The organism is Kineococcus halophytocola (genome assembly GCF_041276425.1).
Classification (GTDB): Bacteria; Actinomycetota; Actinomycetes; order Actinomycetales; family Kineococcaceae; genus Kineococcus; species Kineococcus halophytocola.
Genome location: NZ_JBGFTU010000002.1, coordinates 16,922 through 37,994, shown reverse-complemented (window position 1 = coordinate 37,994; position 21,073 = coordinate 16,922). Strand labels below are relative to the sequence as shown.

The window sequence follows — 21,073 nt, the reverse complement described above, 5'->3', positions numbered from 1 at the left end:
GTGCGAGGGCACGTCGGAGATCGCGGGTCGCGTGCGACGCACGGTGGACGTGAGGTGCCTCCCACCTGCGCCCTGCGGGGGATTCCCCGGGCCTGGTGAGCGCTTAGTGTGACCGCGTGCGAGCCCTCACCCACCCCCGAACCCCGCCCAGCCCCCGGCGAGGCGCCCGGCGCGCCGCCCGGGGCCTGTCCCTCGCGGCGGCCGGGGCGGTGGCCGCGCTGGTCGTGGCCGGGTGCAGCTCGGGCGAGGACGAGGTGAGCATCGGTACCGGTGAGGTCACCCGTGGTGACGTGCGGCAGGTCGTGGACGCCGCCGGTCAGGTCCAGCCGCGGGCCTCGGCGGTCCTGACCGCCCCGGCGGCCGGCACGGTCGCGACGCTGGCGGTCACCGACGGCCAGGAGGTGCAGGCCGGGCAGGTGCTCATGACGCTGGAGTCCCCCTCGGCCGTGCAGGCGCTGGAGCAGGCGCGCTCCGCCGACGCCGACGCGGCCGGCGGCGGGTCGACGGCGAGCGCGGCGGTGACGCCGAAGGAGCTGGCCGCCCAGCAGCGCGCGGCCCAGCGCGACGCGCAGGCCCGCTTCGCCGCCGCCGAGGACCAGGCCCGCGCGATCGCGGACCCGGCGGCCCAGGCGGCGGCCCTGGCGGCGGTGCAGTCCTCCCGCACGCAGTACGAGCTGCTCGCCTCCCAGACGCAGGCCCTCCTCGACCAGGTCAACGCCGGGCTCGGCAACCTGGACAGCGCCGTCGGGTCCCTGGCCTCGGCCCAGCGCGTGCAGACGCGGGCCGCGGTCGCGGCCGCGCAGGCCAGGGTCGACGCGCTGACGGTGACGGCGCCGATCTCGGGCCGGGTCTCGCTGGGGTCCTCCGGCGGGGGCGGCGGTTCGTCGCTGCCGCCGGGGGCCGAGCAGCTCCTGGCCGGCAGCGGCGTGCAGCTGCCGGGCGTCGGGGGCGGCGCGGGCACCTCGGCCGCGGGGACGCCCGTGCTGGCCCAGGGGGCCGCGGTCTCCCAGGGCGCGACCCTGGTCACGGTCGTCGACGCCTCCACCCTCAGCCTGACCGCCGACGTCGACGAGACCGACGTGCTGCAGGTGCAGCCGGGGGTCACCGCCGACGTGGCGGTGGACGCCGTGGACGGCGCGACCTACCACGGGACCGTGACGAGCGTGGACCCCACCGCGACCAGCGGCAGCGGTGGCGGGGTCACGTACACCGTCCGCCTCAGCTACGACGGCGGCACCGGCCCGGACGGGGCACCGGCGGCGACGCCGCTGCCGGGCATGAGCGCCACCGTCTCCCTCCTGGTGCGCAGCGCGAGCGGCGTCGTGCAGGTCCCCGCCTCGGCGATCCTGCGCGCGGGCTCCGCGAACGGGTCGAAGGACTCCGACAGCGTGTGGGTCGTCCGCGACGGGCGCGCCGAGCGGCGCGAGGTGACGATCGGGGTCCGCGGGGACGCCGAGGTGGAGATCGCGCAGGGGCTGCGCGAGGGCGAGACGATCGTCACCGACGGCGCCGCCGACGTGACCTCGGGGCAGCAGGTCCCGTGACCCACGGCACCACCGACCGGACCGGTCCCACCGGCCCGCCGCGACCAGCGCCCACCCCGGCCGCCATCGAGGCCGTCGACGTCACCCGCTCCTACCGGTTCGGGGACACGACCGTCGAGGCCCTGCGCGGGGTCAGCGTCACCCTCACCGAGGGGGAGTACGCCGCCGTCATCGGCCCCAGCGGGTCGGGCAAGTCCACGCTCATGCACCTGCTGGGCTGCCTGGACCGCCCCACCTCCGGGGTCCTGCGCGTCGGCGGGCGCGCGGTCGCCGAGCTGTCCGACACCGAGCTGGCCGAGCTGCGCAACCGGGAGATCGGCTTCGTGTTCCAGGCCTTCCAGCTGCTGCCGCGCTCCAGCGCCCTGGACAACGTCGGCCTGCCGCTGCTGTACCGCGGGGTGAAGGCCCCCGAGCGCAAGGAACGCGCGGCCGCGGCCCTGCAGGCGGTGAACCTCGGGCACCGCCTGACCCACCGCCCCACCCAGATGTCCGGCGGGGAGCAGCAGCGGGTGGCCATCGCCCGCGCCCTCGTGGGCGAACCGCGGATCCTGCTGGCCGACGAGCCGACGGGGAACCTGGACTCCCGCAACGGCGCCGAGGTCATGCGGATCCTGGAGGAGCTGAACTCCGCCCGCGGTGTCGCGGTGGTCCTGGTGACCCACGACGACGAGGTCGCCGCCCGCGCGCGCCGGCAGGTGCGGGTGCGCGACGGCCTGGTCGAGCACGACTCGGCGGTCGGGGCGGTGGGGTACCCGTGAAGGGCTGGGAGGCGTTCCGCGTCGCCCTCGACGCGTTGCGCGGCAACCGGGTCCGCAGCCTGCTGACGATGCTCGGCATCATCATCGGCATCGCCGCGGTCATCGTGGTGGTCTCCATCGGCTCCGGGGCGCGCCAGCAGATCGAGCGGCAGGTCGAGGGCCTGGGCTCCAACCTCATCCTCGTCGTGCCCGGGCAGTTCGACACGAACAACCTCGGCAACAACGCCGCCGCGACCTCCACCATGCAGATCAGGGACGGTCAGGTCCTCGCCGACGTCGTCGGCGACCCGCGCGCCGTCACGGCCCGCGTCACGACCGGGGCGCAGGTCCGGGCCGGTACCCGCGAGCAGTTCACCACCGTCCAGGGCGCGGACCAGAACCTGCCGCAGGTCCTGAACCGCGCGGTCGCCGACGGTCAGTACTTCACCTCCGTCGACGTCGACTCCCGCCGCCGCGTCGCGGTCCTGGGGGCGACCGCGGCCCGGAACCTGTTCCCCGGGACCGACCCGGTGGGGCGGCAGGTGACGATCTCGGGCACCCGCTTCGAGGTGATCGGGGTGCTCACCGAGCAGGGCGAGAGCTTCGGGGTCTCCCTGGACAACGAGGTCCACGTCCCCGTCACCACCGCGCAGCGGCTGTTCTCCCTGGACCGCGTCGACGCGTTCGCGGTCAAGTCGCCGTCGGCCTCGCAGGTGCCGGACCTGTCCGAGCGGTTGTGGCAGGCCATGAAGGCGCAGTACCCCGACCAGACGTTCTCGGCGGTGACGCAGACGCAGATCCTGGGCGTCATCGGGCAGATCCTGGGGCTGCTGACGGCGGTGCTGGCCGCGATCGCGGGCATCTCGCTGCTCGTCGGCGGGGTGGGCGTCTCCAACATCATGCTCGTCTCGGTGCGGGAGCGGACCCGGGAGATCGGGCTGCGCAAGGCCCTGGGGGCCCGCCAGCGCGACGTCCTCGTGCAGTTCCTCGTCGAGGCCGTCCTGCTGACCAGCGTCGGCGGGGTCATCGGCATCCTCATCGGGGTCGCGGTCTCGGTCGGGGTGAACGAGGTGTCCCCGCTGCCGGCGGTCATCGAGTGGTGGAGCCCCGTCGTCGCCTTCGTCGTCTCCGCCGCGGTCGGGATCTTCTTCGGCGTCTTCCCCGCGCGCCGGGCCGGGCGGCTGGACCCCGTGGTGGCGCTGCGGTCCGAGTGAGGGGCGGCGCCGGTGCCCACGTAGGGTCGCGGCATGACGGTGCGCCGCGTGGTGGGGATCGAGACGGAGTACGGGATCTCGGTCCCCGGTGACCCGGGGGCGAACCCGATGCTGCTGTCGGCGCAGGTCGTCAACGCCTACGCCACCGCCACGGCCGGGGGCCGGTCGCGGCCGCGCTGGGACTACGAGGACGAGGCCCCGCTGCGCGATGCGCGCGGGTTCGAGGTCGACCGGGCCCGCGCACACCCCTCCCAGCTCACCGACGCCCCGCGCCGGGCCACCCCGAACGCCTCGGACGTGGTGAGCGCGGAGACCGAGGACCCGACGATGGCCAACGTCATCCTCACCAACGGGGCCCGCTTCTACGTCGACCACGCCCACCCGGAGTACTCCTCCCCGGAGGTGCTGACCCCCCGCGACGCGGTGCGCTGGGACCGGGCGGGGGAGGCGATCCTGCTGGAGTCGCTGCGCCGGGTGGCGGGCACGCCGGGGCTGACGCCGGTGACGATCTACAAGAACAACACCGACGGCAAGGGCGCCTCCTACGGCACCCACGAGAACTACCTCATGAACCGCTCCACGCCCTTCGGCGACGTCGTGCGCCACCTGACGCCGTTCTTCGTCTCCCGGCAGGTCTTCACCGGCGCCGGGCGCGTGGGCCTGGGCCAGGACTCGCGCGAGGCCGGCTTCCAGATCAGCCAGCGCGCCGACTTCTTCGAGGTCGAGGTGGGCCTGGAGACGACGATGAAGCGGCCCATCGTCAACACCCGCGACGAGCCGCACGCCACCGTGGACAAGTACCGGCGCCTGCACGTCATCGTCGGGGACGCCACGATGTGCGAGGTCGCCACCCTGCTGAAGGTCGGCACCACGTCCCTGGTGCTGGCGATGCTGGAGGACGGCTGGCTGGAGGGTTCCCCCGCGGGGGACCTGCTGCTGTCGGACCCGGTGCGGGCGCTGCACGAGGTCTCCCACGACCCGGGCCTGAGGCACCTGGTGCGGCTGCGCGACGGGCGCCGGATGACCGCGGTGCAGCTGCAGCGGGTCTACCTGGAGGCGGCGCAGGCGTACGTGGCCGACCGCTACGGCACCGACGTCGACGCCGACACCGCCGAGGTCCTGGACCGCTGGGAGCAGGTGCTGGGGCGGCTGGAGACCGACGTGTTCTCCGCGGCCCGGGAGGTGGACTGGGTCGCCAAGCTGCGCCTGCTGGAGGGGTACCGCTCCCGCGACGGGCTGGACTGGGACCACGCCCGGCTGCAGGCGGTGGACCTGCAGTGGTCCGACGTGCGCCCGGAGAAGGGGCTGCACCGCAAGCTCGTCGAGCGCGGGCAGGTCGAGACGCTGCTCACCGAGGAGGAGGTGCGGCACGCCGTGGACCACCCGCCGACCGACACCCGCGCCTACTTCCGCGGGGAGTGCCTGGCCCGCTACGGCGCCCGCGTCGCCGCCGCGAGCTGGGACTCGGTGATCTTCGACGTCGCCGGGCGCGGGGCGCTGCAGCGGGTGCCGACGCTGGAACCGCTGCGCGGGACCCGCGAGCACGTCGGGGCGCTGCTGGACCGCTGCGAGACCGCCGAGGACCTCGTCGCCGCGCTCACCGGGACGCGCCAGGGGTGAGGCTCCCGGGTGGGGCTCCCGGGTGACGTGCCCCGCAGATCGGGCCGCGGCCCCGGGTGCGGGGTTAGTGTCGTGGCAGGAACCGCACCGGCTGGTCCGGTGGGGCACGACACGTCAGGGGGAGCCAGCCATGCCTGGACAGGAGCAGCAGCGCCCGAGCCGGCGCGAGGACGAGACCGAGGACGTCCCCGCGGTCCCGGCCCAGGGGGCCGGACAGGCCTCCGCCACGAGCTCCGAGACCGACGCCGACGTCGACGCCCTGCTCGACGAGATCGACGAGGTCCTGGAGTCCAACTCCGAGGAGTTCGTGCGCGGCTTCGTGCAGAAGGGCGGCCAGTAGCCGTCCCCTCACCGGCCCGGCGCACCGTCCCGGCGGGCCCGCGGGGTGCCGGGTAGGGTCGCGAGGGTGAACCACTCCAGCGACCAGTCGGGACGGTTGCCGGCCGCGTTCCTGCGGCCCGGGTCGTCGTCCTTCACCGAGTTCGTGCGCGAGTACTCGCCGGACGTCCTGCCCGCCGCCCGCCCCCTGCCGGCCGGTGCGCTGCCCGGTGGCGGCCCCGGGGCGGGGGAGGCCCCGCACGCCACGACGATCGTGGCGATCGTGTTCGCCGGCGGGGTCGTCATGGCCGGGGACCGCCGCGCCACCGCGGGCCCGGTGATCGCCCAGCGCGACATCACCAAGGTGTTCCAGACCGACGAGCACTCCTGCGCCGGGATCGCCGGCGTCGCGGGGCTGGCCGTGGAGATGATCCGGCTGTTCCAGGTGGAGCTGGAGCACTTCGAGAAGCTCGAGGGGACGCTGATGTCCTTCGAGGGCAAGGCGAACCGCCTCTCGACGATGATCCGCGGGAACCTGGGCCTGGCCATGCAGGGCCTGGCCGTCGTCCCGCTGTTCGCCGGGTACGACCTGCACGCCGGCCGCGGGCGCATCGTCGGCTACGACGTCACCGGCGGCCGCTCGGAGGAACGCGACCACCACACCGTGGGGTCCGGCTCGATCTTCGCCCGCGGGGCGCTGAAGAAGCTGTACCGGCCCGGCATGGACGAGGCGCAGACCGTACGGGTGGCGCTGGAGGCCCTGTGGGACGCCGCCGACGACGACTCCGCCACCGGCGGCCCGGACCTGCTGCGCAGGATCTGGCCCGTCGTGGGGGTCGTCACCGCCGCCGGGTTCCGCAAGGTCCCCGACGCCGAACTCGAACCCGTCGTGGAGGCCGTCGTGGCCGGCCGGCGGGGCAACCCCGGGGGCAACCCCGGCATCACGGGACAGGAGGCCTGAGCGATGAGCGTGCCCTTCTACGTCTCGCCCGAGCAGTTGATGAAGGACAAGGCCGACTACGCGCGCAAGGGCATCGCGCGCGGACGGGCCGTCGTCGTCGTCGCCTGCGCCGACGGCATCGTCTTCGCCTCGGAGAACCCCTCCCGGGCGCTGCACAAGATCTCCGAGATCTACGACCGCGTCGCCTTCGCCGCCGTCGGGAAGTACAACGAGTTCGAGAACCTGCGGGTGGCCGGTGTCCGGTACGCCGACGTGCGCGGGTACTCCTACGACCGTTCCGACGTCACCGCCCGCGGGTTGGCCAACGCCTACGCCCAGACGCTGGGGGCGATCTTCACCACCGAGTCCAAGCCCTACGAGGTCGAGATCGTCGTCGCCGAGGTGGGCCGGGACCCCGAGACCGACCAGGTCTACCGGCTCACCTACGACGGGTCCGTGGCCGACGAGCACGGCTTCGTCGCCATGGGCGGGTCGGCCGAGCAGATCACCGCCAAGCTGCGCGAGCGCTGGGAGCCGGGGCTGTCCCTGGCCGCGGCGCTGCAGCTGGCCGTGGAGGCCCTGGGCTCGGACGCGGCGGCCGAGGCCGCCGGCCAGGGCCCGCGGCCCATCGCCGCCGACCAGCTCGAGGTCGCCGTCCTGGACCGCAGCCGCGAGCGCCGCACGTTCCGCCGCCTCACCGGCCCGGTCCTGGCGGGGTTGCTGGCCCCCGTCGGCTGAGCGGGGGAGTCCGCGCGTCTCGCTGCGCCGCACGGCGCCGGTGTGCCTAAGGTGGGGAAATGGATCGCCGGATCTTCGGGCTGGAGACGGAGTTCGGCGTCACCTGCGCCTTCGAGGGTCAGCGCAAGCTGTCCCCGGACGAGGTGGCGCGGTACCTGTTCCGCAAGGTCGTGTCGTGGGGCCGTTCGAGCAACGTGTTCCTCAAGAACGGGGCCCGTCTGTACCTGGACGTGGGCTCGCACCCGGAGTACGCCTCGCCCGAGTGCGACGACGTGCGCCAGCTCGTCGTGCACGACCGGGCCGGTGAGCGGACCCTGGAGGGTCTGCTGACCGACGCCGAGCGGCGGCTGGAGGAGGAGGGCATCGCCGGGGAGGTGTTCCTGTTCAAGAACAACACCGACTCGGCGGGCAACTCCTACGGCTGCCACGAGAACTACCTGGTGTCCCGGCACGGGGAGTTCGGGCGCCTGTCCGACGTGCTCATCCCGTTCCTGGTCTCCCGCCAGCTCGTGGTGGGGGCGGGCAAGGTGGTGCAGACCCCGCGCGGGGCGGTGTACTCCCTCTCCCAGCGGGCCGACCACATCTGGGAGGGCGTCTCCAGCGCGACGACGCGCAGCCGGCCGATCATCAACACCCGCGACGAGCCGCACGCCGACGCCGAGCGGTACCGGCGCCTGCACGTCATCGTGGGCGACTCGAACATGTCCGAGACGACGACGATGCTCAAGGTCGGCGCCACCGACCTGGTCCTGCGGATGGTCGAGGAGGGCGTGCCGCTGCGGGAGATGACGATGGAGAACCCGATCCGGGCGATCCGGGAGATCTCCCACGACCCGACGGGCCGCAAACCGGTGCGGCTGGCCAACGGCCGCGAGGCGTCCGCGCTGGAGATCCAGGGGGAGTACCTGGAGCGGGCCAAGGAGTTCGTCGAGCACCGCGGGCTGCAGACCCCGACCGTGAAGCGAGTGCTGGACCTGTGGGAGCGGGCGCTGCGGGCGGTGCAGACGCAGGACTTCTCCCTGGTGGACCGCGAGGTCGACTGGGTGATCAAGAAGAAGCTGCTGGACCGGTACATGGCCAAGCACGACCTGCCGTTGACGTCGGCGCGCATCGCGCGGCTGGACCTGGCCTACCACGACATCCACCGGGGCCGGGGGTTGCACTACCTGCTCGCCCAGCGGGGGATGGCCGAGCGGGTGTGCTCGGACATCGAGGTCTTCGAGGCGCTGAGCGTGCCGCCGCAGACGACGCGGGCCAAGCTGCGCGGGGACTTCGTGCGCGCCGCGCAGGAGAAGCGACGTGACTTCACGGTCGACTGGGTGCACCTGAAGCTCAACGACCAGGCCCAGCGGACGGTGCTGTGCAAGGACCCGTTCAAGGCCGTCGACGACAGGGTGGAACGGCTCATCGACAGCATGTGAGGGACGGTCGGCGCGGGCCCGGGGTGCGCGGTTACGCTGACCGGGTTCGACCCGTCGATGAGTGAGGTCCTCCGTGCGCCGCCGTACCGCCCTGATGTCCGCCTCCGCCGTCCTGGCGATGTCCCTGCTGGGCGCGTGCGCCTCCGAGGCCGACAGCCCCACCCCGAGCGAGCAGTCCGCCTCGGCGTCCGCGTCGGCTGCCGCGATCGAGCCGGCGGTGACCGACGAGGAGCTGCCGGTCGACGTGGCCGGGGAGGTGGGGACGGCCGTGAAGCCGACGGTGACGTTCACCCCGCCGCTGACGGTCTCGGAGACCTCCCGCAAGGTCGTGGTGCCCGGCGACGGGCCGGAGGTGGCGGCCACGGACACCATCGCCTTCGCCTACACCCTGTACGCGGGTTCGACCGGTGAGGAGCTGGACTCCAACTACGGCCGGACCGCGGCCCGCTTCGAGCTGTCGAACATCACGATGGGGCTGGCGCGCGGTTTCGTGGGGACCCACGTGGGGGACCGGGTGGTCATCGCCATCGCCCCCGACGACGGTTTCGGTGAGGCGGTGCAGCAGTTCGGCAAGGAGAACGTCGACGCGACCACGACGATCGTCGTCGTCGCCGACGTGGAGAAGATCGTCCCGACGATGGCCGAGGGCACGCCGGTGACCCCGCCGGCGGGGCTGCCGACCGTGGTGACGGACGAGGGGAACGTACCCACCGGGTTCGAGATCGCCGATCCGACGCCGCCGGCGGACCTCGTCGTGCAGCCCCTCATCGAGGGCACCGGCCCGGCGGTGACGCCCGGCATGAACCTGACGGTGCAGTACCTGGGGGCCCGGCTGGCCGACGGTGAGGTCTTCGACCAGTCCTGGACCCGGCCCGAGCCGTTCGAGTTCGTCATCGGCCAGGGCAACGTCATCCCGGGCTGGGACAACGGCCTGGTGGGCCAGAAGATCGGCAGCCGCGTCGAGCTGGTCATCCCCGCCGAGCAGGCCTACGGGGAGGAACCGAGCAACCCCAGCGCCCCCGCCGGTGCGCTGGTCTTCGTCGTGGACGTCCTCGACGGGTACTGAGCCCGCCCCCGGGGCCGGGGGACGGACGGGGCCGGTGGGTAGGGTCGGGGCATGAGCGAACGCACCAAGCCCGACGTGGACTTCCCCGAGGGCGAGCCGCCCACCGACCTCGTCATCACCGACGAGATCGTCGGTGACGGGGCCGAGGCGACGCCCGGCAAGACCGTCAGCGCGCACTACGTGGGGGTGGCGTTCAGCACCGGTGAGGAGTTCGACTCCTCCTGGAACCGCGGGCAGCCGCTGGACTTCCCCGTGGGGGCCGGCATGGTCATCCAGGGCTGGGACCAAGGCCTGCTGGGCATGAAGGTCGGCGGCCGGCGCAAGCTGGTCATCCCCCCGCACCTGGGCTACGGCGACCGCGGCGCCGGCGGGGCCATCAAGGGCGGGGAGACCCTGATCTTCGTCGTGGACCTCGTCGACGTGAAGTGAGCTGACGCCCTCCGAGACCCTCTGCGCCGCACGGCGCAGGGGGTCTCGTCACGTCCGGGGCAGGAGGGTGGCGGCGTGCCGGCCGGCGGCCGCGGCCGCCACGAAGCTGGCCCGGTCCTGGTCGACCCCGCGGCCCATCGTGGACAGCCGCACCGGGCTGGTGGCCAGGGCCTCGTCCAGGCCGGCCGCGGGGACCTCGACGTAGCGGTGCCGGTCGGTGCACAGGCCCCGCGCCTGCTCGCGCACGCCGTCGGCGAACGCTCCGGGGGTGTCGGGCACGGGCACGTCGACGGGGGCCAGGGCCACGCGCCCGACCGCGGTGAGGGAGTGGTGGGAGACCCCGCGGTGCCGGGGGCGGGCGTCGGCCTCGGAGACCCGCAGCGCCGCGACGGGCCGCCCGCCGAGCACCGCGGCGGCGTTCAGCGCCTCCCCGGCGGCGACCCCGGAGAACCCCCACCGCGAGCCGGTCCCGAGGTTGCCCGGGCCCTGGGCGACGACGACGACGTCGGCGCCGGTGACCAGCCGCGCGGCCAGCAGCCCGGTGTGCACGGTCGCGGTCTCCAGGTCCCCGCCGAAGGCCTGCCCCGTCGTGATGCACGCGGCGATCCACCCCGCCTCCCGCAACCCCGCCACGGCGCGGGAGAACGCCGCCGGCAGCGCCCCGCCGTCGGTCATGACGTAGGCCACGCGCGCACCAGGCGCGGCGGCGCGCACGCCGGCCACGACCGCGGGCAGCGCCGAGTGCAGGTCGGCCACGACGACGGGCGTGCCGGCGAGGTCGTCGGCCTCGGCGAGCAGCCCGTGGTGCGCCGACTCCTGGTCGTCGGCGCCCAGGACCATCGTCTGCAGCGGGGTGTACCGCGCCTTGACCAGGTGCCCCGGGCCCGGTTCGGGGTCGGCGGGCAGCCGGTCCGGCAGCGCGACGACGAGCGCGTACCCGCCGGTGCCCAGGCCGCGGGCCAGCGCGGAGACGTTGAGCAGGACCCGGTCACCGGGCCGGGGGGTGCCGACGAGGTCGGGGTGGGCCAGGGCCTTGACCTGCGTCCCGGTCTCGGGCCCGCTGGTGAGGGTGGCGTGCAGCTCCACCGAGCCGGCCCACGCCGCCCCGAGCCGGTCGACCGTTGCAGAGCGCCACCTGATCGTCACGATCTGAGGGTACGCAGGCTGCGCGCGGGCGGGGTTCCGGTAGCGTCCACCGCACCATGACCAGTACCCCTGCTGCCAGTCGTGCTGCCGGACCCGCCCCCGGCGGGGCCGCCGCCGCGGCCCGGGGTGCCCGCCGGACCGAGCGGCTGCTGAACCTCGTCATCGCCCTGTCCGCGACGCGCCGCTGGCTGACCAAGGAGCAGATCCGCGCCGCCGTCCCGCAGTACGCCGACTGCGCCACCACGGTGGCCTTCGAGCGGATGTTCGAGCGGGACAAGGAGGACCTGCGCGAACTCGGCGTGCCGCTGGAGACCGGGGGCGAGGACGCGTTCTTCGAGGACGAGGCCGGCTACCGGATCGACCGGGAGGCCTACGCGCTGCCGGAGATCCGCTTCACCCCCGCCGAGCTGGCGGTCCTGTCCCTGGCCAGCCGCGTCTGGCAGCAGGCCAGCCTGGCCGGCCCGGCCACCCGGGCGCTGGTGAAGCTGCGCAGCCTGGGCGTGGAACCGGACGAGAGCTCCCTGGTCGGCCTGGAACCGCGGGTGCGCACGGCCGAACCGGCCTTCGACCCCCTCTACGCCGCCACCCGCGACCGCGCGCCCGTGCAGTTCACCTACCGCCGCGCCGGCGGGGAACCGGCCGTGCGGCACGTCGAGCCGTGGGCGATCGTGTCCTGGCACGGTCGCTGGTACCTCCTGGGGCACGACCGGGACCGGGCGGCCACCCGCGTCTTCCGCCTCTCCCGCGTGGCCTCGGCCGTCAAGCGGATCGGGCGGCCCGGCTCCTACGAGGTGCCCGAGGGCGTCGACGCGCGCGAGGTCGTCGGCCGCAGCGTCGGGCCGGTCCAGACCCGGCCGGCGCGGCTGCTCGTGCGCTCGGGGGCCGGGCTGGCCGTGCGCCGGCGGGCCCGGTCGGTCGAGACCGGGCACGGGCAGGACCAGGGGGAGGACCTGGTGGTCCTGGACGTCAGCGACGTGGAGGTGGCCGCCGACGAGCTGGCCGCCTACGGCGCCGACGTGCTCGTCCTGGAACCGGACGACCTGCGCGAGGCCGTCCTGCGCCGGCTGCGGGGAGCGGCGGGGGTGCGCGCGTGAGCGGCAACGCCTCCACCGAGCGGCTCTCGCGGCTGCTGGCGATGGTCCCCTACCTGCTGACCCACCAGGGCATCCCCGTGGCCGAGGCCGCCGAGCACTTCGGCATCACCGAAGACGACCTCGTCCACGACCTGGAACTGCTGTTCGTCTGCGGCACCCCCGGGCACCTGCCCGACGACCTCATCGACGCGCGGTGGGAGTCCGGGCACGTCTACCTGTCCAACGCCGACCCCATCGCCCGGCCCGCGCGGCTGGCCGTCGACGAGGCCGTCGCGCTGCTGGTGGGGTTGCGGACGCTGGCCGAGGTCCCCGGCCTGCACGACCGGGAGGCCCTGGAGGGGGCGCTGGCCAAGCTGTCGGAGGCGACCGGGGAGGCCGGGGGAGCCGCGCGCGCCGTGGCCGTCGACGTCAGCGACTCCTCCAGCGCCGCCGTCCTGGAGACCGCCCGCCGGGCGCTGCGCGAGCACCGCCGCCTGCACGTGAGCTACCTGGTGCCCAGCCGCGACGAGCGCACCGAACGGGACGTGGACCCCATGCGGCTGGTCAACGTGGAGGGCCACTGGTACCTGGAGGGCTGGTGCCACCGCGCCGAGGGCGTGCGGCTGTTCCGCCTCGACCGCGTCGAGACCGCGCAGGTCCTGGACGTCGACGGCACCCCACCGGTGCAGGCGGAGTCCCGGGACGTGGCCACCGACCTGTTCCGCCCCAGCCCCGAGGACCTCGTCGTCACCGTCGACCTGGCCCCCCAGGCCGCCTGGGTCGTGGACTACTACCCGGTCGAGTCCGTGCAGGAGGCCCCCGAGGACGCCTGGGAGCAGGCCACGGTGCGGGTGCGGGTGCGCACGGCGGACACGTCCTGGGTGCGCCGGCTGCTGCTGCGCCTGGGGGCCGGGGCCCGCGTCGTGGACCCCCCGGAGCTGGCCGTGCAGGTCCGCGAGGCGGCGGTCGCGGCCCTGGCCCGGTACGCCTGACCCGCCGCACGCACAGGCCCGCCGGGGCTGTCAAGGTCGGGCCCGAAAAGCCGTTCAAGGGATCGGTGGAGCGTGCCGAAGCAGTGGGTGTCGGACGGCGGGGTCGCCGCCGGACCAACACACGGACGAGAGGTGCACGACATGACCACGATCAAGGCTTCCTGCCCCTGCTGCGGCGACGTCGAGCTCACGCCCAAGCAGGTTCGCCTCGTGGTGTGCTCGGCCAAGGAGCGGTCCTTCTACGCGTTCGGCTGCCCCAAGTGCAAGGACGAGGTCCGCAAGCCCGCCGGTGAGGACGTCGTGGCCCTGCTGGTCTCCGGCGGTGTCGCCGTCGAGCGCTGGACCATCCCGGCCGAGGCCATGGAGACCCACACCGGCTCGACCATCGCCTGGGACGACGTCCTGGACTTCGCCCTCGTGCTCGACTCCTGCGACGACCTCGCCTCCCTGGCCGCACGCGGCCTGCGCACGGTGCGCTGAGCAGCCCCCACCTCTCGCAGAGCCGCCCCGCGGACGCCCCGGCGTCCGCGGGGCGGCTCTCGTGCTCCCGGGGAGGGCGCCGGGAGTTCACCGGGAATCCACCTGCTTTCCCGGGACCGGTCACGATCAGCACGACTCGACGCGCATCCTTGTCCCACCAGCGGGCCTCGGAGACGTACGATGGCCGCGCAACGACCGACACTGGAGGACTGATGTTCCGCAACCTCGTCGACCACCCGTGGGTGCTCGTCATCCTCGTCGTCCTGGTCATCGCCCTGTTCGGCAGCAAGCGCCTGCCCGACGCGGCGCGTGGTCTGGGCCGCTCGATGCGCATCTTCAAGTCCGAGGTCAAGGAGATGAAGAACGACGGCAAGGAGGAGACCACGGCGTCCCCCTCCCCCTCCACCACCGCCACCGCTCCGACCCGCACCCAGGACAGCGAGCCCACCGCGCTCGAGGCCAAGCTCGCCGCCGAGGACGCGGCGCAGAAGAACGCCGAGCAGCAGTCGCGCGCCTCCTGACCCGCCGCCCCGAGCACCCGCCACCGACATGGCTGTGACCACCGTCCGTCGACGCCGCACGCCCCGGGACCCCGAGGGGCGCATGCCCCTCCTGGACCACCTGAGGGAACTGCGGAACCGCTCGGTCAAGGCGGGTGTCTTCCTGGTCATCGGGAGCATCCTCGGCTGGTTCCTGTGGAACGGTTGGAGCGAGGCGTTCTGGCGCGTCCCGTCCTTCCGGGGCGGCATCTTCGGCCTGCTGCAGGACCCGATCCTGGCCGAGGCCGAGCGGCGCAACACCCTGGTCTCGATCAACTTCGGCCAGGTCGGGTCCGCCTTCGACTTCGCCGTCAAGGGCGCGATCTGGGTCGGGGTGCTCATCTCCAGCCCGTTCTGGCTGTGGCAGTTCTGGGCGTTCATCACCCCGGGCCTGACCCGCAAGGAGAAGCGCTACGCCGTCGGCTTCATCAGCGCGGCGGTGCCGCTGTTCCTGGCCGGTGCGGCCATCGCCTACTCCGTCCTGCCGACCGCCATGGCGTTCCTCATCGGGTTCACCCCCGAAGAGGGCTCGAACGTCATCGACGCGCAGATCTACCTCAGCTTCTGCATGCGCATCATCCTGGCGTTCGGGCTCGGGTTCCTCCTGCCCGTCGTCCTCGTGGGCCTGAACTTCGCCCACCTGGTCTCCGGCAAGACGATCGTGAAGCAGTGGCGCATCAGCGTCTTCCTCAGCTTCCTGTTCTCCGCGCTCGTGACGCCGACGTCCGACATCACCACGATGCTGCTGCTGGCGCTGCCGCTGCTGCTCCTGTTCGGCATCGCGATGATCATCTGCGTGCTCAACGACCGTCGGCGCCAGAAGAACTCCCCCGAGCCGGACTACGGGAACCTGTCCGACGACGAAGCCAGCACCATCTGACCCCGGTGGGATCCCGGGGGCGGGTCGGCCTCCTCGTGAACCCGACGGCGGGTCGCGGGGACGGCCGCGCCGCGGGCACCCGGGTGCTGCAGACGCTGCGGTCCCTCGGCCACGACGTCACCGACCTGTCCGGCCCCGACCTGGCGCACGTCTCCCGCACGGCCCGCGAGCGCACGGGCGAGTTCGAGGCCCTCGTCGTGGTCGGCGGGGACGGCATCGTGCACGCGGGGGTGCAGGCCGTCGCCGGGACGGGCACGGCGCTGGGGATCGTCCCGGCCGGCACCGGCAACGACATCGCCCGCGGTCTGGACCTCGCGCTCGGTGACCCGGTCGCGGCCGCGGAGGCGGTGGCGCACTCCCTGCACGCCGGCCGTCACCGCCGCCTCGACGCCGTGCGCGTCGAGCACGCCGGCGGGACGGGCTGGTTCGCCAGCATCCTGGCCTGCGGGGTGGACGCCCTCATCAACGAGCGCGCCAACGCCTGGCGCTGGCCGAGGGGCCCGGCCCGGTACACCCTGGCCGCGCTGCGGGAGCTGGCCGTGGTGCGGGGCCTGCCGGTGCGGCTCACGCTCGACGGCGTCACCCACGACCTGGACTCCCTGCTCGTGGCCGTGGCCAACACCCGCTGCTACGGCGGGGGCATCCTCGTGGCCCCCGACGCCGACCCCACCGACGGCCTGCTCGACGTGGTCGTCGTCGACCGCCTCAGCCCGGTCGCGGCGCTGCAGCTGTTCCCGCGGGCGCGCCGCGGCAGGCACGTGGGGCTGCCGGAGGTCACGGTGCACCGGGCGCGTTCGGTGCGCCTGGAACCGCTGGGGACCGGACCGCGCGGGGTGCGCCCGCGGCCCTACGCCGACGGGGAACCCCTCGGCGGGGCGCCGGTGAGCTGCGAGGTCGTGCCGGGGGCGCTGAGCGTCCTGGCATGAGCGGGGCCGGTGGCCACGATGTACTGTCGCGACCATGGCAAGCCCCGCGGAACGCTACGCGGCAGCGCGCCGCCGCACCGAGGAGTCCCGCACCGAGCTCTCGCAGTTCGCCGGCACCCTCGGGTTCGACCTCGACGGTTTCCAGCTGCAGGCGTGCCAGGCCCTGGAGTCCGGCCGCGGCGTCCTCGTCGCCGCCCCCACCGGGGCCGGCAAGACGGTGGTGGGGGAGTTCGCCGCCCACCTGGCGCTGCGCACCGGGCGCAAGGCGTTCTACACCACGCCCATCAAGGCGCTGTCGAACCAGAAGTACGCCGAGCTCGTCGCCCGCCACGGCTCCGGCGCCGTCGGGCTGCTGACGGGGGACAACTCGGTCAACGGGGAGGCCCCCGTCGTCGTCATGACGACCGAGGTGCTGCGCAACATGCTCTACGCCGGGTCCTCCCTGCTCGACGGGCTCGGGTACGTCGTCATGGACGAGGTGCACTACCTCGCCGACCGCTCCCGCGGGGCAGTGTGGGAGGAGGTGATCATCCACCTGCCCTCCGACGTCGTCGTCGCCTCGCTGTCAGCGACCGTCAGCAACGCCGAGGAGTTCGGCGCGTGGCTGGACACCGTGCGCGGGGACACCGAGGTCGTGGTCTCCGAGCACCGGCCGGTCCCGCTGTGGCAGCACCTGCTCGTGGGGACGCGGCTTTACGACCTGTTCACCGACCCCGACGGGGACCCGCTGGAGGGCGACGAGGGGTCCCTGGTGCCCGGGGCGATCGTCAACCCCGAACTGGTGGCGATGTCCCGCCAGCAGGTCCGCACCGACCGGCTCGCCTCGTACCCCGGTCGGGGTCGGCGGCGCGGTCAGGCCCGGCCCGCCCCCCGGGGTGGCGGTGGGGGGCGGATCGGCGGGGGTCAGCGCCCGGCCTCGCGGGCCCAGGTGCTCGACACCCTGGACCAGGCCGGGTTGCTGCCGGCCATCACGTTCATCTTCAGCCGCGCGGGCTGCGACGCCGCCGTGGAGCAGTGCGTGGCGTGGGGGCTGCGGCTGACCACGCCGGAGGAGGGCAAGGAGATCCGCGCGGTCGCCGAGGAGCGGTGCGCGGAGATCCCCAGCTCCGACCTGGCCGTCCTGGGCTACTGGGGCTGGCTGGAGGGCCTGGAGCGCGGCTTGGCCGCCCACCACGCCGGGATGCTGCCGGTGTTCAAGGAGACCGTGGAGCACCTGTTCGCCCGCGGCCTGGTCAAGGCCGTGTTCGCCACCGAGACCCTGGCCCTGGGCGTGAACATGCCGGCGCGCTCGGTGGTGCTGGAGAAGCTCGTGAAGTGGAACGGGCAGACCCACGTCGACGTGACCCCGGGGGAGTACACCCAGCTCACCGGCCGGGCCGGCCGGCGCGGGATCGACGTGGAGGGGCACGCCGTCGTCGTGTGGTCCGGCAGCACCGACCCCGAGGCCGTCGCCGGCCTCGCCTCGCGGCGCACGTGGCCGCTGCGCTCCAGCTTCCGCCCGACGTACAACATGGCCGTCAACCTCGTCGAGCAGGTGGGCCGCGACCGGGCCCGCGACATCCTGGAGACGTCGTTCGCGCAGTTCCAGGCCGACCGCGCCGTCGTCGGGCAGGCCCAGCAGATCAAGAACCAGACCGAGGCCCTCGCCGGGTACACCGAGGCGATGACGTGCCACCTGGGGGACTTCGGGGAGTACTTCGCGCTGCGGCAGGCCATCAGCGACCGGGAGAAGGACCTGTCCCGCGCCGGGGCCGCGTCCCGTCGCGCCGAAGCCCGGGCCAGCATCGAGAACTTGTCCCGCGGTGACGTCGTGCGCCTGCCCGGTGGCCGGCGCTCCAGCTTCGGCGTCGTCCTGGACCTGGTGGCGGGCAAGGGGTTCGACGGCCCCTCTCCCCGGATCCTGTCCCAGGACCGGCAGGTGCGGACCATCGAGGCCCACGACTTCACCGGCGCCGTCGACCCGGTCGCCCGGGTCCGCGTCCCGAAGGGCTTCAACTGGCGGTCCCCGCAGGAGCGGCGCGACCTCGCCTCCTCCCTGCGCAACGCCCTCGCCGAGACCGGCGGGGGAGACCCGCCGCCGCGGCGCCGGCAGGGGACGGGCGCGCAGGAGGACGCCGAGCTGGTCCGGCTGCGCGAGGCCGTGCGCGCCCACCCGTGCCACGGCTGCGCCGACCGGGAGGAGCACGCCCGCTGGGCCGTGCGGGAGGAGAAGCTGCGCCGGGACACCCAGGGGTTGCAGCGCAAGATCGAGGGCCGCACCGGCACCATCGCCCGGACCTTCGACCGGGTGTGCGACCTGCTGGCCGAGCTGGGGTACCTCACCGCCGACGGCGGCGCCGTCACCGACGCCGGGCGCACCCTGCGCCGGATCAACGCCGAGACGGACCTGCTCGTCGCGCAGTGCCTGCGCGAGGGCGCCTGGGCGGGGTTGCCGCCGGCGGACCTGGCCGCGGCGGTGTCCACCCTCGTGCACGAGTCCCGCCGCGACGAGGGCGGGCGGCCCGAGCGCATCCCGCGCCGCACCGAGAACGCCATCGCCACCACGCACCGGCTCTGGAGCGACCTCACCGACCGCGAGGACCACCACAAGGTGCCGATGACGCGCGAACCGGACCCGGGTCTGGCCTGGGCGGTGCACCGGTGGGCCAGCGGGCACCGCCTGGACGCGGTGCTGCGCGAGGCCGACCTGGCCGCGGGCGACTTCGTGCGCCGCTGCAAGCAGCTGGTGGACCTGCTCGACCAGATCGGCGCCGCCTCGCTGGACCCGGGGGTCCGCTCGGCCGCCCGCGACGCCGTCGACGCCGTCCGCCGCGGCGTCGTCGCCCACACCTCCCTCACCGAGGCCTGAGCGCGGCGGGGTCCGCCTCGTTGCCTCCCCGCGGCCGATGATCGGCCGCGGAGAGGCAACGAGGCCGCTGGGCCCGGTCAGGTGCGGGCGTCCCGCAGAGCGGCCAGGACGCGGTCGACGCTGGAACGCAGGCCCCAGCGCTGCGCGAGCTCCTCGAGCCGCTCGGCGTCGGCGGGTGCGGCCGGCAGCGCGTCGTCGACCTCGCCCAGCGGCACGTCGCGCACCGTCTGCACGACGACGGGCGCGGCGGCGAGGTAGTCCCGCGCGGTGAGCAGCTTGGTGCGCCGGCCCGCCGTCAGCCCCGCACCGGGATCGTCGGCGGCGGCCAGCAGGTCCTGCAGCGTGCCGTAGCGGGTGATGAGCGCCACGGCCGTCTTCTCCCCGACGCCGGCCACCCCGGGCAGCCCGTCGGAGGGGTCCCCGCGCAGGACGGCCACGTCGGCGTAGGCCTGACCCGTCCCGACGCCGTACCGGTCCTGCAGCCACCCCTGGGTGACGGCCTCGGCCTTGCGGACCCCCTTGCCGCAGTACAGGACCCGCACGCCGGCGGTGTCGTCGACGAGCTGGAACAGGTCCCGGTCGCCGGTGACGACGTCGACGGGGTCCCCGCTGGTCGCGGTGCAGCGCGTGGCCAGGGTGGCCATGACGTCGTCGGCCTCGTAGCCGGCGGCACCCACCCGCGCGATCCCCAGCGCGGCGAGCACGTCGACGATGACGTCCACCTGCGGCAGCAGCAGGTCGGGGGCGTCCTCGGCGCCGTCCGCGCCGACGCGGTGGGCCTTGTACGAGGGCAGCGCCTCCACGCGGAAGGCCGGGCGCCAGTCCTCGTCCCAGCACGCCACCACCCGGGTCGGGCCCCACGCGGTGATGAGGTGGGCCAGGGCGTCCAGGAAGCCGCGCACCGCGTTGACGGGGGTGCCGTCGGGGGCCGTCACCGAGGCCGGCACCCCGTGGAAGGCCCGGAAGTAGAGGGAGGCGGAGTCGAGCAGCATGAGCCGACCGGTGGGGTGGGACACGCGGGGGAGTCTGGCAGAGGGCGGCGGAGCCCGTGGGGAGGTCATCCGGACGGTTCGCCAGGACGCGCCGTACGGGTGACGCCGACGGGCGCCGACGGGCGCATCCTGGTGGGGTAGTCCACGGATCTCGTCCACAGCCTGACCAGGGGGGAACACCATGACCACGCACTCGACCACTCGCCCGACCTCGCGGCGCCGGCGCCGCATCGGGGCGCTGGCGGCCGGCGGTGCGGTCGTCCTCGCGCTCGGCCTGGGGGCCTGCGGTGGTGGGGACGACTCCGCCTCCGGCACCTCCTCGCAGGGCACGTCGACCTCCTCGCCCGCCACCCAGCTCACCGCCTTCGAGGCCGTGAAGGCCTCGGCGCAGAACTCCAAGGAGGCCGGCAGCGCCAAGTTCGCGCTGACGATGACGGGCACCGGGGAGGCCGCCTCCATGGGTGACGTCTCGGCCGAGGGGTCCTTCGACTCGACCGCGAGCGCCGTCGAGATGACGATGACCCTGCCGCAGCAGGCCGGTGGGTCGAAGGTCACCATGCGCGTCGTCGACGGCTCGGCCTACCTGTCGGGCGCTCCGCTGACCGCCGAGGGCCAGTGGGTGCAGGTGCCGCTGGACCAGATGGGCGCCACCGGGCTGGACACCGCGCAGATGGACCCGAGCAAGCAGCTCGAGCAGCTCGACGCGGTGGCCGACGACGTCCGGGAGCTGCCCGCCCAGGACGTCCGCGGCGTGCAGGCCAGGGGCTACTCCGGCACGATCGACCCCGCCAAGGCGCTGGAGCAGCTCCCGGCCGAGCAGCGGACGGAGGAGGCCGAGCAGGCCGCCGCGCAGGTCGGGCCGATCCCCTTCACCCTCTACGTCGACGACCAGGACCGCCCGGTCCGCCTGACCCAGGAGGTCACGGTCGAGGGCTCCACGCTGAACGTCCAGATGGACTTCTTCGACTGGGGCACCGACGTCGACGTGGCGGCTCCGGACCCGGCCAGCGTCACCCAGATGCCCGGTGGGGGCGCCATGACCGGTGGGGCCACCGAGGGGACCACCCCGGCCGCCGCCTGAGGCACCTGACGAACGGTCCACGCCGGGCGGCTCCTACGCTGCCCGACGTGGACCGTTCTGCTGCCCGCCCGGCTCGTCGGCTCTACCGG

At 74.2% G+C, this 21,073-nt stretch carries 20 protein-coding genes; 18 read left to right on the top strand and 2 right to left on the bottom strand.

The features are described from left to right. Positions 1-116 precede the first annotated feature (116 nt). The 10 genes from AB2L27_RS01885 to AB2L27_RS01840 all read left to right on the top strand — a co-directional run bounded on the left by AB2L27_RS01885 (position 117) and on the right by AB2L27_RS01840 (position 10,027). On the top strand, positions 117-1,544 hold the full coding sequence (locus AB2L27_RS01885; RefSeq protein ID WP_370439770.1) for an efflux RND transporter periplasmic adaptor subunit: 1,428 nt from the start codon (positions 117-119) through the stop codon (positions 1,542-1,544). Then, a complete protein-coding gene (locus AB2L27_RS01880; protein ID WP_370439769.1) occupies positions 1,541-2,302 on the top strand; it encodes an ABC transporter ATP-binding protein in 762 nt (253 codons plus the stop codon). Before AB2L27_RS01885 ends, AB2L27_RS01880 begins: the two co-directional genes overlap by 4 nt. Next, positions 2,299-3,495 carry an ABC transporter permease gene (locus AB2L27_RS01875; protein WP_370439768.1) on the top strand — a complete coding sequence of 399 codons (1,197 nt, stop codon included), beginning with the start codon at positions 2,299-2,301 and terminating at the stop codon, positions 3,493-3,495. The genes AB2L27_RS01880 and AB2L27_RS01875 overlap by 4 nt, the downstream gene beginning before the upstream one ends. A gap of 33 nt (positions 3,496-3,528) precedes the next feature. Further along, positions 3,529-5,115, top strand: coding sequence for a depupylase/deamidase Dop (gene dop, locus AB2L27_RS01870; protein WP_370439767.1), 1,587 nt, complete (start codon positions 3,529-3,531; stop codon positions 5,113-5,115). Between the two features lie 130 nt (positions 5,116-5,245). Then, positions 5,246-5,455 carry a ubiquitin-like protein Pup gene (locus tag AB2L27_RS01865; RefSeq protein ID WP_370439766.1) on the top strand — a complete coding sequence of 70 codons (210 nt, stop codon included), beginning with the start codon at positions 5,246-5,248 and terminating at the stop codon, positions 5,453-5,455. A gap of 45 nt (positions 5,456-5,500) precedes the next feature. Further along, complete coding sequence (gene prcB, locus AB2L27_RS01860; protein WP_370439765.1) at positions 5,501-6,394, top strand: proteasome subunit beta; 894 nt, start codon at positions 5,501-5,503, stop codon at positions 6,392-6,394. A 3-nt stretch (positions 6,395-6,397) separates the two neighbouring features. Then, the gene (prcA, locus tag AB2L27_RS01855) at positions 6,398-7,111 is read left to right on the top strand and encodes a proteasome subunit alpha (RefSeq protein ID WP_370439764.1); all 714 of its coding nucleotides are present in this window, start codon (positions 6,398-6,400) and stop codon (positions 7,109-7,111) included. Between the two features lie 59 nt (positions 7,112-7,170). Beyond that, on the top strand, positions 7,171-8,532 hold the full coding sequence (gene pafA, locus AB2L27_RS01850; RefSeq protein ID WP_370439763.1) for a Pup--protein ligase: 1,362 nt from the start codon (positions 7,171-7,173) through the stop codon (positions 8,530-8,532). Between the two features lie 94 nt (positions 8,533-8,626). Then, positions 8,627-9,598, top strand: a complete 972-nt coding sequence (locus AB2L27_RS01845; RefSeq protein WP_370439762.1) for an FKBP-type peptidyl-prolyl cis-trans isomerase — start codon at positions 8,627-8,629, stop codon at positions 9,596-9,598. A gap of 51 nt (positions 9,599-9,649) precedes the next feature. Next, positions 9,650-10,027 (top strand): FKBP-type peptidyl-prolyl cis-trans isomerase, encoded by a 378-nt coding sequence (locus AB2L27_RS01840; RefSeq protein WP_370439761.1) that lies wholly within the window; start codon positions 9,650-9,652, stop codon positions 10,025-10,027. A 48-nt stretch (positions 10,028-10,075) separates the two neighbouring features. On the opposite strand, the gene AB2L27_RS01835 is transcribed toward AB2L27_RS01840, so the two are convergent. Further along, positions 10,076-11,173 carry a DUF3866 family protein gene (locus AB2L27_RS01835; protein ID WP_370439760.1) on the bottom strand — a complete coding sequence of 366 codons (1,098 nt, stop codon included), beginning with the start codon at positions 11,171-11,173 and terminating at the stop codon, positions 10,076-10,078. Positions 11,174-11,229: 56 nt separating this feature from the next. Here AB2L27_RS01835 and AB2L27_RS01830 point away from each other — a divergent pair, with 56 nt between their 5' ends. The 7 genes from AB2L27_RS01830 (at position 11,230) to AB2L27_RS01800 (ending at position 18,911) form a co-directional block, all read left to right on the top strand. Beyond that, entirely contained in the window at positions 11,230-12,267 is a 1,038-nt protein-coding gene (locus AB2L27_RS01830) for a helix-turn-helix transcriptional regulator (RefSeq protein WP_370439759.1), read from the top strand. After that, positions 12,264-13,238, top strand: coding sequence for a helix-turn-helix transcriptional regulator (locus AB2L27_RS01825; protein WP_370439758.1), 975 nt, complete (start codon positions 12,264-12,266; stop codon positions 13,236-13,238). Before AB2L27_RS01830 ends, AB2L27_RS01825 begins: the two co-directional genes overlap by 4 nt. A 141-nt stretch (positions 13,239-13,379) precedes the next feature. Beyond that, entirely contained in the window at positions 13,380-13,718 is a 339-nt protein-coding gene (locus AB2L27_RS01820) for a hypothetical protein (protein ID WP_367638837.1), read from the top strand. Positions 13,719-13,930: 212 nt separating this feature from the next. Then, positions 13,931-14,239, top strand: coding sequence for a Sec-independent protein translocase subunit TatA (gene tatA / locus AB2L27_RS01815; protein ID WP_370439757.1), 309 nt, complete (start codon positions 13,931-13,933; stop codon positions 14,237-14,239). 82 nt (positions 14,240-14,321) lie between these two features. Then, positions 14,322-15,137: a twin-arginine translocase subunit TatC gene (gene tatC / locus AB2L27_RS01810; RefSeq protein WP_370439756.1), complete on the top strand. Its 816-nt coding sequence runs from the start codon at positions 14,322-14,324 to the stop codon at positions 15,135-15,137. A gap of 5 nt (positions 15,138-15,142) precedes the next feature. Further along, entirely contained in the window at positions 15,143-16,063 is a 921-nt protein-coding gene (locus AB2L27_RS01805) for a diacylglycerol/lipid kinase family protein (protein WP_370439755.1), read from the top strand. A gap of 34 nt (positions 16,064-16,097) precedes the next feature. Further along, positions 16,098-18,911: a DEAD/DEAH box helicase gene (locus AB2L27_RS01800; protein ID WP_370439754.1), complete on the top strand. Its 2,814-nt coding sequence runs from the start codon at positions 16,098-16,100 to the stop codon at positions 18,909-18,911. A 77-nt stretch (positions 18,912-18,988) separates the two neighbouring features. Here AB2L27_RS01800 and AB2L27_RS01795 read toward each other — a convergent pair whose 3' ends face one another. After that, on the bottom strand, positions 18,989-19,903 hold the full coding sequence (locus tag AB2L27_RS01795; RefSeq protein WP_370439971.1) for a 5'-3' exonuclease: 915 nt from the start codon (positions 19,901-19,903) through the stop codon (positions 18,989-18,991). Positions 19,904-20,084: 181 nt separating this feature from the next. Between AB2L27_RS01795 and AB2L27_RS01790 the strand changes: the two genes are divergently transcribed. Next, positions 20,085-20,984 (top strand): SCO4651 family lipoprotein, encoded by a 900-nt coding sequence (locus tag AB2L27_RS01790; protein ID WP_370439753.1) that lies wholly within the window; start codon positions 20,085-20,087, stop codon positions 20,982-20,984. Positions 20,985-21,073: the final 89 nt, after the last annotated feature.

Bases quoted from the DNA above. Each gene is read 5' to 3' on its own strand.
- dop (WP_370439767.1), top strand. From the start codon at position 3,529: ATGACGGTGCGCCGCGTGGTGGGGATCGAGACGGAGTACGGGATCTCG.
- AB2L27_RS01865 (WP_370439766.1), top strand. From the start codon at position 5,246: ATGCCTGGACAGGAGCAGCAGCGCCCGAGCCGGCGCGAGGACGAGACC.
- prcA (WP_370439764.1), top strand. From the start codon at position 6,398: ATGAGCGTGCCCTTCTACGTCTCGCCCGAGCAGTTGATGAAGGACAAG.
- pafA (WP_370439763.1), top strand. From the start codon at position 7,171: ATGGATCGCCGGATCTTCGGGCTGGAGACGGAGTTCGGCGTCACCTGC.
- AB2L27_RS01845 (WP_370439762.1), top strand. From the start codon at position 8,627: ATGTCCGCCTCCGCCGTCCTGGCGATGTCCCTGCTGGGCGCGTGCGCC.
- AB2L27_RS01840 (WP_370439761.1), top strand. From the start codon at position 9,650: ATGAGCGAACGCACCAAGCCCGACGTGGACTTCCCCGAGGGCGAGCCG.
- AB2L27_RS01830 (WP_370439759.1), top strand. From the start codon at position 11,230: ATGACCAGTACCCCTGCTGCCAGTCGTGCTGCCGGACCCGCCCCCGGC.
- AB2L27_RS01820 (WP_367638837.1), top strand. From the start codon at position 13,380: ATGACCACGATCAAGGCTTCCTGCCCCTGCTGCGGCGACGTCGAGCTC.
- tatA (WP_370439757.1), top strand. From the start codon at position 13,931: ATGTTCCGCAACCTCGTCGACCACCCGTGGGTGCTCGTCATCCTCGTC.
- tatC (WP_370439756.1), top strand. From the start codon at position 14,322: ATGCCCCTCCTGGACCACCTGAGGGAACTGCGGAACCGCTCGGTCAAG.
- AB2L27_RS01800 (WP_370439754.1), top strand. From the start codon at position 16,098: ATGGCAAGCCCCGCGGAACGCTACGCGGCAGCGCGCCGCCGCACCGAG.
- AB2L27_RS01795 (WP_370439971.1), bottom strand. From the start codon at position 19,903: ATGCTGCTCGACTCCGCCTCCCTCTACTTCCGGGCCTTCCACGGGGTG.
- AB2L27_RS01790 (WP_370439753.1), top strand. From the start codon at position 20,085: ATGACCACGCACTCGACCACTCGCCCGACCTCGCGGCGCCGGCGCCGC.